Origin of the sequence: Pseudoalteromonas qingdaonensis (assembly GCF_038739665.1) — a bacterium.
Taxonomy (GTDB): Bacteria; Pseudomonadota; Gammaproteobacteria; order Enterobacterales; family Alteromonadaceae; genus Pseudoalteromonas; species Pseudoalteromonas qingdaonensis.
On sequence record NZ_JBCGCU010000001.1, the window covers coordinates 122,804 to 133,885 of the forward strand.

Below are 11,082 nucleotides of genomic sequence, written 5' to 3' on the forward strand. Positions count from 1 at the left end.
TTTAGTGGATTGAGTAAAACGAAAATAGTTCACTGGCATATTATAAGTACTTACTCGGCCTGTTGCTGAACAACACGCCAGAAGTACCGATTATTCCTCTAATTAGGAGTCACAATGGAATTTAGCGTAAAGAGTGGAAGTCCAGAGAAACAGCGCAGTGCCTGTATCGTGGTGGGTGTTTATGAACCACGCCGATTATCACCCATAGGTGAGCAGCTGGACCAGATCAGCGAAGGCTATATTTCGAATCTTTTGCGTCGCGGCGACCTTGAAGGCAAGCCAGGCCAAACCCTGCTACTGCACCATGTACCTAACGTTTTAAGTGAGCGCGTACTTCTGGTTGGCTGTGGTAAAGAACGCGAACTTGATGACAAACAATACAAACAAATCATCTCCAAAACCATCAACACCCTGAACGAAACCGGGGCGATGGAAGCCGTTTGTTTCTTAACCGAGCAGCATGTTAAAGGCCGCGATACCTATTGGAAAGTGCGCCAGGCGGTAGAAACCACCCAGGATTGCCTGTACACCTTCAACGAATTAAAAAGCAAAAAGAGCGACCCGCGTCGACCGCTACGTAAAATTGTCTTCAACGTGCCAACTCGTCGCGAGTTGACCATAGGCGAAAGCGCCATCGAACACGGTCTGGCCATCGCTTCCGGTGCCAAGCTATGTAAAGACGTGGCCAACATGCCGCCAAATATCTGTAATCCGCGCTATTTAGGTGAACAAGCCAAGTCGCTGGAAACCGAGTTCGACAAGGTTACGGTGAATCTGGTTGGCGAGAAAGAAATGGAAGAGCTGGGCATGCACTCATACCTGGCCGTTGGTCGCGGCAGCGCCAATGAATCTGTGATGTCAGTGATTCACTATAACGGTGGTGTTGAAGATGCAGCGCCTATCGTGCTTGTGGGTAAGGGTCTGACCTTCGACTCGGGCGGTATTTCTATCAAGCCGGGCGAAGGCATGGATGAAATGAAATACGATATGGGCGGCGCCGCCGGTGTTATCGGCACCATGCGCTCTATTGCCGAGATGAACCTACCTATTAACGTGATTGGCGTATTGGCCGGCTGTGAAAACATGCCAAGCAGCAATGCCTATCGCCCGGGTGACATTCTAACTACCATGTCGGGACAAACCGTTGAGGTACTTAACACAGACGCGGAAGGCCGTTTGGTACTGTGTGACGCGCTGACCTATGTTGAAGCCTTCGACCCAGACACGGTTATCGACGTTGCCACCCTAACAGGCGCTTGTATTATCGCCTTAGGTGCCCATGCCACCGGTATGCTGTCAAACCACAACCCGCTGGCCCATGACCTGCTTAAAGCCGGTGAGCAAAGTGGCGACCGCGCCTGGCAACTGCCTTTGTGGGATGACTACCACGAGCAGCTGGAAAGCCCATTTGCCGACTTCACCAACCTGGGTGGTCGTGCAGCTGGTACCATCACGGCAGCGTGTTTCTTGTCTAAATTCACCAAGAAGTACAACTGGGCTCACCTGGATATCGCCGGTACGGCTTGGCGCAGTGGCGGCAAAAACAAGGGCGCAACCGGTCGTCCTGTGCCAATGCTGACCCAGTATTTAATTAATCGCGCTGGCGTTTCGGAAAGCCCGCAAGATTAATCTTCTCGATTAATCAGCCTTAGCACTGTTAAGCCCCTTTTATAGGGGCTTATTCATTGATGCAAACTGCCGATTGTGGCAAAATTGGCGCATTAACGAGCCGCGTAGAGGACGCAATGAAAGCGTTATTTTACCTGCTAGAAAATGCCGATGAGCCGGGCCATGACGTGCCGGCTCATTTTGATCTTGGCGCCCGCCTCGCGGCACAGCAATACCGCCAGGGCAAACGGGTATTTATTTTTGTTGATAATCGTGACGATGCGCACCTTATCGACCAACATTTATGGGCGTTTGACGCCGATAGTTTTGTGCCCCACAACCTTCAAGGCGAAGGCTCTCGTGGCGGCGCTGCCGTAGAAATTGGACAAACACCGCCGGTTGCCAAGCGCACTGTGCTAATTAATTTAGCCTCCACGGTGCCCGATTTTATACGCCGCTTCGACACCATTTTAGATTTTGTGCCCGCCGACGAGCGACGCAAACAAATGGCACGAGCAAAATACAAGCAGCTTCGCGATATTGGCGCGCAGCTAAGCACACAAAAAGTTTAGATAGAATTTAAAGGTCCTGGGCAATGGATAAAACCTACAATCCGCAAGATATTGAACAATCCCTCTATCAAGAGTGGGAAGAAAACGGCTACTTCAAACCAAGTGGCGAAGGCGATGCATACTCAATTATGATCCCACCGCCGAACGTCACCGGTAGCCTGCATATGGGCCACGCGTTCCAAGACACTATCATGGACACCCTTATTCGCTTTAAGCGTATGCAGGGCAACAACACCCTATGGCAGGTAGGTACCGACCACGCTGGTATCGCCACGCAAATGGTTGTAGAGCGCAAGCTGGCGGCGGAAGAAGGTAAAACTCGCCACGACCTGGGCCGTGATGCCTTTATCGACAAGATCTGGGAATGGAAAGAACAATCAGGTGGCACCATCACCAAGCAGCTGCGTCGCCTTGGCGCCTCTGTTGATTGGGACCGTGAGCGTTTCACTATGGACGAGGGTCTATCAGAAGCGGTTAAAGAAGTGTTCGTTCGCCTGTACAAGGACGACCTGATCTACCGTGGTAAGCGCCTGGTTAACTGGGACCCGAAACTACACACCGCCATCTCTGACCTGGAAGTAGAGAACAAAGACAAGCAAGGCCATATGTGGAACCTGCGCTACCCGCTGGCGGATGGCGTTAAAACCCAGGATGGTAAAGACTATATCGTTGTTGCCACAACCCGTCCTGAAACCATGCTGGGCGACACAGGTGTTGCGGTAAACCCGGATGACGAGCGCTACCAGGACCTTATCGGTAAAGAAATTCTGCTTCCTATCGTCAACCGTCGCATTCCTATCGTTGCCGACGAGCACGCCGATATGGAAAAAGGCACGGGCTGTGTAAAAATCACCCCGGCACACGACTTCAACGATAACGAAGTAGGCAAGCGTCATCAATTGCCTATGATCAACGTATTCGACAAGGATGCGGCGATTCTTAGCGAAGGTGAAACCTTCACCTTCGACGGCAAGCCTCTTGAGCTGGACGCCCCTCTTCCAGAGCGTTTCCACGGCCTTGACCGTTTCGATGCCCGTACCAAGGTTGTTGAAGAGTTTGAGCAAGCCGGTCTGCTTGAAAAAATTGACGACCACAGCCTGACCGTACCTTACGGTGACCGCTCGGGCGTGATCATCGAGCCACTGCTTACAGATCAATGGTATGTGCGCGTTGCGCCTCTTGCTGAGCCTGCGATTAAAGCGGTTGAAGATGGCGATATCCAATTCGTTCCTAAGCAGTACGAGAACATGTACTTCGCTTGGATGCGCGATATTCAAGACTGGTGTATCTCACGTCAGCTTTGGTGGGGTCACCGTATCCCGGCATGGTATGACAACGAAGGTAACGTCTATGTTGGCCGTGATGAAGCAGAAGTGCGCCGCGACAACAACCTAAGCGATGAGGTAACACTGACTCAAGACGATGACGTACTTGATACCTGGTTCTCATCGGCTCTATGGACCTTCTCGACACTGGGCTGGCCGAATAACCTTGAAGATCTAAAAGTATTCCACCCGTCTAACGTCCTGGTTACCGGCTTTGACATCATCTTCTTCTGGGTTGCGCGCATGATCATGATGACCATGCACTTCATCAAAGACGAAGACGGTAAAGCACAGGTGCCATTTAAAACCGTTTACGTGACCGGTCTTATCCGTGATGAAAACGGCGACAAGATGTCAAAATCAAAAGGTAACGTGCTTGACCCGTTAGACATGATCGACGGTATCGATCTTGAAAGCCTGGTAACCAAGCGTACCGGCAACATGATGCAGCCGCAGCTGGCACAAAAGATTGAGAAAAACACCCGTAAGACATTCGCCGATGGCATTGAGCCACACGGTACCGATGCGCTGCGCTTTACCCTGGCAGCCATGGCCTCAACCGGCCGTGATATCAACTGGGATATGAACCGTCTTGAGGGTTACCGTAACTTCTGTAACAAGCTATGGAACGCCAGCCGCTACGTGCTGATGAATACCGAAGAGCAGGATTGTGGCTTTAACGACGCTGAGCGCGAATACTCGCTGGCGGATCGTTGGATCCAGGGTCAGTTCCAGCAAACGGTGAAAACCTTCACCGAGCACTTGGATAACTACCGTTTTGACCTTGCTGCCAATACGATTTACGAGTTCACTTGGAACCAATTCTGTGACTGGTACCTAGAGCTAACCAAGCCGGTATTATTCAAGGGTAACGAAGTACAGCAACGTGGTACGCGTCATACGCTGATCACCGTACTTGAAGGTCTGCTGCGCCTGATGCACCCATTGATGCCTTACATCACAGAAACCATCTGGAAGCGTGTAGCGCCAATCGCGGGTATGGAAGCCAATACCATCATGCTGCAAGCCTTCCCGCAGTTTGATGAAAGCAAGGTAGATGCAACGGCCATGGCTGACCTTGAATGGGTAAAACAATTTATCGTTGCCATTCGTAACATCCGCGGTGAAATGGACATCAGCCCAAGCAAGCCGCTGAATGTATTATTGGCCAATGCCAGTAGCGAAGACACCCGTCGTTTGGAAGAAAACCGTACCTTCCTAAGCTCGCTGGCGAAGCTTGAAGAAGTCACCGTGCTTGCAAGCGCCGATGAAGCACCAGCCTGTGCCACCGCCTATGTTGGCCAACTTGAGATCATGATCCCTATGGCGGGTCTGATTGATGTTGAAGCCGAGCTTGCCCGTATCGCCAAGCAACTTGAGAAGGCACAAAAAGGCCTAGAGCAGGTTGAGAAGAAGCTAGCGAACGAGAAGTTCGTCAGCAACGCGCCTGAAGCGGTACTGGACAAAGAAAAGTCGAAACTGGCCGAGTACAGTGAAGCAAAAGCCAAACTGCTTGAGCAAAAAGCGAAAATCGAAAGCCTGTAATTAGCCTTTTGGTTAAGCCGAAAAACGCGAGCCAAGCTCGCGTTTTTTTATGGACGCAGAAAAAGCGATTTCGCCTCTTGTTTTTTATTTTTACGATTTGTCATTTTTAGAGCTGAATTATTGGCTTATAGTTACTATCAAAGTGCCTTGATTGATAAAGTAAAATAACTATGACGGCAACAAAAAATACTGCGAACACTTTGAACATAACAACCGAGTCTTTGGCTGGGGCAATCAACGAATATTTTGTTGTCGCACAGGACGCGCTCACCAGCATGGGTTTCCTGATCCAGTTATCTATAGTTCTAACCATCTATTTATGCTCCTTTCTTATCGCCGCCAAGCTCCGTAGAAAGGTCACGCCGGTAAAAGATCCCTCGGCAAGCCCAAGCCAGGCATTGGAATTTGTCGTTAACAAGCTACTGGCGGTGGTCTTTCCCATGCTCGCCATTTCATTTCTAACGCTGTCCTTACTGCTGGGGGAGCAATATAAGATTGATACCTGGTTAATCAATGCGGTGTTAATTATCGCCGTGCTGCTGTTTTTAAACACGGTTATTCGCGCCGTGGTAGACGGCGAACATATTGCCGCCTTTATGCGCTGGGTGGTGCTCCCCTTGGTGTTCCTGCATATGGTGGGGATACTCCCACATATTATCGCCGTGCTGGAAACAATCGCCATCACTGTAGGTAATGTTGAGATTTCTTTTTATGGTATAGGCCGGGTATTAGTGTTTGGCGTGATCCTGTTTTGGCTCGGCAAGGCCTTTAGAATGACGGGCAAGAAGCTGATACGTAACCAGAAAAAGCTGGATGTTACCACCAAGGAAGTCTTCACCAAGGTATTTGAAGTCGCCCTTTTCTGTGTAGGTTTTCTGCTGCTGCTCAACATCATGGGCATCAACCTTACAGCACTTGCGGTATTCGGTGGCGCCCTGGGTGTGGGCCTGGGGTTAGGCCTGCAAACGATCGCCTCAAATTTTATTTCCGGCATTATTATTCTGGTGGATCGCTCATTAACCATAGGCGACTTTATAGAGCTAGAAGACGGCAGCAAGGGTTTTGTCCGCGAGTTTCGCATGCGTTATACGGTACTGGAAACCTATGACGGTAAAGACATTCTTGTGCCCAATGAAAAGTTTATCAACTCCTTGATGACCAACTGGACCCACAAGGATCCGAAACAGCGCTACCGCATTGATTTTAGCGTCGCCTATAAAACCGATATCCGCGCCATGTGCGAGATCATAAAAGAAGCCGTAGCCGAGCACCCTCAAGTGATCAGCGGCGAGGATATCCCCTTTGAAGAGTGTCCCGACTGTGAAATCGACTCATTCGGGGATTTTGGTGTGAATATGTTCGTCGAGTTCTGGATGTTCGGCATAGATGACGGCAAAAACCGCGTTGGTGGTGACCTGCTGCTGATCGTCTTTGAAACCCTGCGAGAGCACAATATCGAGATCCCATTCCCGCAAAGAGAAGTGCGCATACTCGACGACAACGCGCCGTCGATAAGAAATACAACGCCGAAATAAAGTACGTGCTGTTTACCTTATCACTCCTTGGGTGTTTCCAGGTAAAAACATAATGCGGCTTTCATATTGACCGTTTTCTTGCATCAATTGTTGAATAAATAAATTTCCGATCAAAGAGTTATCTGCGGAGAAGAAATCTTTGCTGAATCCATTCCAAGATTCATCTTCCGAGTAAGTGACACTAAAAGCACATATTGAATCACTGCATGCAATGTCACTGCTGTTGATACCTGGATAATTTGCTTGGTTGCTGTAGAGGCTCTCATTGAGCTTTTGTTCTGCAATGTAACTTTCTGGTTTGTTTTTATTTAGAGATAGTTCCTCCAAAAAAGCAGGGAAGTCATTTGCTCTCAAAACCCAAGATATTTTTTGCGCCTTAGCATTACCTGTATTTTTATCAAAAATATGCTCTTGAATATCTAGACCTGAAGTCAGAATGCATTGATTTTCAGGCGATAATTCATCACATAATTCTTTTTTTATATCCGCGGACTTATGACTCTGTGCAGTTTCTTTATGGCGAGTTTCGACAGCTGAGTCAGCTTGCGTATTATCCGTTAAGACGGTGGATTTTGCTTGCTCACTCTTGATATCAAAAGCTGTGCTGGGGCTTTCTAATAATGCAGGTTCTGATGACCTCTGACCCAGAAAATAAACGCCAAATAAAGCTAACACCAAGGCCAAAATAACTAAATTTTTTATCATTTTTATTTCCCTAATAAGGCTCAAAAGTGAGCCTTCCTTTTTATCTTCTTGACTATATTTTTTATTCTTACGTCTAATTGTGCGAATTACGCTAATTCAGCCACCACAAAAATCTACATTAAATCAGGGGACATGTCTTTATGGAATTAAATTTTTGTATCGACACAAAAAACGCGAGCCTAAGCTCGCGTTCTTGTTATCCCATTTAAAGTTTTAGCGACCTAAAATGGAGACTATTTCTCGGGTATTTTTAATTAAGCGGATAATGCGGTTATCTACTTCAATTGAAATAACACCATCATGACCATGGGAGTCGATCACCCGACCACGGCGATAAATATCATAATCAAGAATGTCACCCTGGCGATATTTTTTGTGCCAACCCGGAGGCAATGAACCACCGTTATCGACTTTCTTTTGCAGACCAGGTGGTAGAGAGCCTTTGCCTTTACCCTTATCATTATGCTCTTTGGCGTTCGCCATTCCCGTCACTAGGCTAAGGCCGATTACGGCAACACATAAATAGGTTTTCATACCATTACCCCTTGTTAAGTCTTTCATTTAGCCTAGCAATTTTTTAATGAACAGGCCATGAAGCGTCAAGCCCCAAGAGCGACTCCATAAAAAAAGCCAAGCGAATGCTTGGCTTTTTCTTATCAATTTAACAACTGAGCTTAGAAGCTGTAGTTGTACTGAGCACCGAATAGGTAGGCATTACCTTCGGACTCAAAGCCCCATTGCTGCCCAGACTCATCTGTCTCAACAAAGCTCTGCTTTTTACCACGAATGATGCTGGCACCCAGGTCAACACTTGAGGCTTCATCCAGCTGCCACTCGGCGCCGAATGAGAACCAGAAACGGTCTGTATCTGGGATAGAAATTGACAGGTGCTGTTGTGATACAGGTGACTCGTCAAAGGCTAAACCGGCACGCAATTTCCACTGTTCGTTTAGCTGGTAATCACCACCGATAGCAACACGAATTGAGTCAGAGAAGTCTTCCTGCTTCGCAAATACCGGCTGTTCAAAACCCTCTACATAGGCTTCTAGCTTGTCGAAGCTGCTCCAGCCAGTCCATAGCACGCTGTAGTGCAGGCCGTATTCCTTGTTAAGCTGGTGTGAACCTGAGAACTCAGCGATCGCCGGCAGAGTTAGCTCAAGTGAGCCAGGAAGTTCGCGCCCCTCAAGACCACCAATGGCAGCAGGAAGCGAGTTACGGTATTCGCCATCAAAGGTCAGGTCGGTTTCGCTGCGGTAATGGAAACCTAAACGGTTATTTTCATCCAGGCTGTAAGCCACACCCAGGTTCCAACCAAAACCTGTGTCATCACCCTCAAGGTGCGTTGCTTCAAGGCTGGCAGGAAAATATGGGTTAGTACCCGCTGTACGTTTTACCTTGGCATCGGCATAAATATAGTTTACGCCCAGGGCCACAGTCCAGCTCTCATCAAGCTGATAAGCAACTGATACATTGGAGTTAATGGTCACAATTTCGGTTTCACCGGCAATTTGACCAGCGGCATAATCGTCAGCAAACTCGGTAGACAGGCCGAAGTTTGAGAATACGCCAAAGCCTAGGCTTACCTGGTCATTCAGCGGCATAGTAAAGTAACCCGCAGGGATCACTGCATTTGGAGCGATGCTGCTGTCATCAAGCACATCAGCGTCAAGACCATTGCTGGTGCTTTCACCTTCAAGGCTTACGTCCGGCTTTACATACATAGCGGCAATACTTAGCTGCGCCTTATCGAACTGCGACATAAGCGCTGGGTTACGAGCAACCACAGAAGCGTCATCTGCAACCGCCGCTTCACCGGCGTAGGCACGGCCCAAGCCTGAGACATTTTGCTCTGCCAACTGGAAGGCAGCGGCAAAAGATTCGGTTGATAATAGCGCCAATGATGCCACTAAAAGGGTCTTTTTAAATTGCATACTTCATTCTCATTGTTATTTATTTAACCGCACACAGTACATTATTCAATGATAAAAATCTGTTAAATGTAGTTAACAACGCGTAATTTAGATGCAAAATCGTGTATTTTTACAACCAAATAACCGCTGGTATGGCCACCAAAACACACGTTGATAATAATTCTCGTTTGTATTGACTAAATAAACTAAGGGGTTACACTGATGCCATGACCAATTTCCCGAGCTGACTATGCCTTACGTTATTACCCTTATCGGCGCGGCCTTTTTATTATGCGCCATCGGCGTCTATGCCTTTCTATGTGCCAGTTATTGTGCCTGCACGCATCAGGAGCAAGGCGATAACCCTATAGGCAGATATTGGCTACTGGCCATGCTGAGTCAGCTTGCAAGTTTAGGGTGTTGTGCCCTGGCTCTACATAGTCACTTAGGGTCTCTGCTGTGGTTTTCTCTGGTCGCCTGTTGTTTAGGTAGCGCTTTGCTCTGGGTGAAACTGAAAACGCGACTGAGTGCACGGATAAAAGCCCAAGTTAAGGCTATTTATACAGCTGGGGGTTCTAGGGGTTATAGAAAAGAATTGGCCTAAGAGCCTTGGCTGATGTTAAAGGCGAGGTGTAGGTCGATGCATTGCGCCGACAAAATGAGGTGATGTGCCCTTTTGTCGGGATAAATCCCGACCTACAACGACAAAGTAAGGTGATATGACCTTTGTCGGGATAAATCCCGACCTACTACTCTTGGAAGTAGGTGCCCCAGCCATCGTATTCGACCTGGTTTTGCTCGGCGATGGCCGCCAGCTTATCCACGTCTTCCATAATGGCATCTGTGTTCAGTTCACACTCAACCACTACATCAAAGCCCCAAATGGTACCGCCTTCTTCGAGTTCCAGCTCAGCCGGCTCTTCTACATCATAACCCAGTTTAAAGGCTGCCAAGGCGGCATTCTCCAGCGCGGCAAAGTCTTCACACACAAAGTGGTGTTCAACTTCATACAGGAGTTCAGGATTTGAGCCGTCTTCAAGTAGAGACTCAACAATTTCTTCGCTTATTTCGCGCCAGTTTTCCATTTAGCTTCTCTCATTTAATTGTGTCAGCGTTTCGTTCATCACCTCATGGAAGTGATCCGCATATTGGCGAACACTCATGGATGCGTCTAACAGCTGTGGTGCTAACATTTTGATGTAGATAGTACCATTATCCCAGCGGTTTAACTTAATACATTTATGGGTATCGCTCATCACCACGGGGATCACCGGAATATTGGCATTGGCGGCGGTATGAAAAGCCCCGGTTTTAAATGGCAATAGGCCACGGCCATAGCTGCGCGTACCTTCGGGAAACATCCACAAAGACAAACCGCCCTTTTTAAGCTTTTCCGTAGTCTTGGTAATGGTCGCCATGGCTTTTTTACGGTTACCACGGTCGATAAGGATATTGCCCGAGAGCCAGTACAACTGCCCAAAAAAAGGGATCCACTTAAGGCTTTTTTTACCCAAGCTTACCGTATTGCGCTGCAAAGCCCCCGGCAAGAAGAAAATATCATAGTTATTTTGATGGTTGGCGATATACACAGCCGGCTCGCCACTGATGATGGACTCGTCTTTTTCTATTACTAGTTTAACGCCAAATATGCGTGACATAGATGCATACCAGCTGCCTATCACCCGCACATTATCACCATGAAACGGACGCACCAGGCACAACAAAAAACCTGCAATAAAACTACAAGGAATAAATACAGCAATCACCAACAAGCGTAACAATGCCAGCACAATTAACTCCAACTTTCGAGATTGGCCGGCATTATACATATGCTGATTTATTTTAGCGAACACTTGTACGCTGCTTTTTATTATCTCACTGC

9 protein-coding genes are annotated in these 11,082 nt (G+C 48.0%); 4 read left to right on the plus strand and 5 right to left on the minus strand.

Translation table 11 applies throughout. The features are described 5' to 3' along the window. Nucleotides 1-114: 114 nt before the first annotated feature. The 4 genes from pepA (at nt 115) to WCN91_RS00590 (ending at nt 6,585) form a co-directional block, all read left to right on the plus strand. Nucleotides 115-1,629 carry a leucyl aminopeptidase gene (gene pepA, locus WCN91_RS00575; RefSeq protein ID WP_342675491.1) on the plus strand — a complete coding sequence of 505 codons (1,515 nt, stop codon included), beginning with the start codon at nt 115-117 and terminating at the stop codon, nt 1,627-1,629. Nucleotides 1,630-1,745: 116 nt separating this feature from the next. Next, the gene (locus WCN91_RS00580; RefSeq protein WP_342675492.1) at nt 1,746-2,180 is read left to right on the plus strand and encodes a DNA polymerase III subunit chi; all 435 of its coding nucleotides are present in this window, start codon (nt 1,746-1,748) and stop codon (nt 2,178-2,180) included. 23 nt (nt 2,181-2,203) lie between these two features. Continuing rightward, nucleotides 2,204-5,050 (plus strand): valine--tRNA ligase, encoded by a 2,847-nt coding sequence (locus WCN91_RS00585; RefSeq protein ID WP_342675493.1) that lies wholly within the window; start codon nt 2,204-2,206, stop codon nt 5,048-5,050. A gap of 206 nt (nt 5,051-5,256) precedes the next feature. Next, on the plus strand, nt 5,257-6,585 hold the full coding sequence (locus WCN91_RS00590; protein WP_425415997.1) for a mechanosensitive ion channel family protein: 1,329 nt from the start codon (nt 5,257-5,259) through the stop codon (nt 6,583-6,585). Between the two features lie 12 nt (nt 6,586-6,597). On the opposite strand, the gene WCN91_RS00595 is transcribed toward WCN91_RS00590, so the two are convergent. The 5 genes from WCN91_RS00595 to WCN91_RS00615 form a co-directional block, all read right to left on the minus strand. Further along, nucleotides 6,598-7,290, minus strand: a complete 693-nt coding sequence (locus WCN91_RS00595) for a hypothetical protein (RefSeq protein ID WP_342675495.1) — start codon at nt 7,288-7,290, stop codon at nt 6,598-6,600. A gap of 213 nt (nt 7,291-7,503) precedes the next feature. After that, nucleotides 7,504-7,824, minus strand: a complete 321-nt coding sequence (locus WCN91_RS00600; protein WP_342675496.1) for a hypothetical protein — start codon at nt 7,822-7,824, stop codon at nt 7,504-7,506. Between the two features lie 140 nt (nt 7,825-7,964). Beyond that, nucleotides 7,965-9,221: an outer membrane protein transport protein gene (locus WCN91_RS00605; RefSeq protein WP_342675497.1), complete on the minus strand. Its 1,257-nt coding sequence runs from the start codon at nt 9,219-9,221 to the stop codon at nt 7,965-7,967. Nucleotides 9,222-9,949: 728 nt separating this feature from the next. Beyond that, nucleotides 9,950-10,285 carry a ribonuclease E inhibitor RraB gene (gene rraB, locus WCN91_RS00610; protein ID WP_105213260.1) on the minus strand — a complete coding sequence of 112 codons (336 nt, stop codon included), beginning with the start codon at nt 10,283-10,285 and terminating at the stop codon, nt 9,950-9,952. Beyond that, the gene (locus tag WCN91_RS00615) at nt 10,286-10,990 is read right to left on the minus strand and encodes a 1-acylglycerol-3-phosphate O-acyltransferase (RefSeq protein WP_342675498.1); all 705 of its coding nucleotides are present in this window, start codon (nt 10,988-10,990) and stop codon (nt 10,286-10,288) included. Nucleotides 10,991-11,082 lie beyond the last annotated feature (92 nt).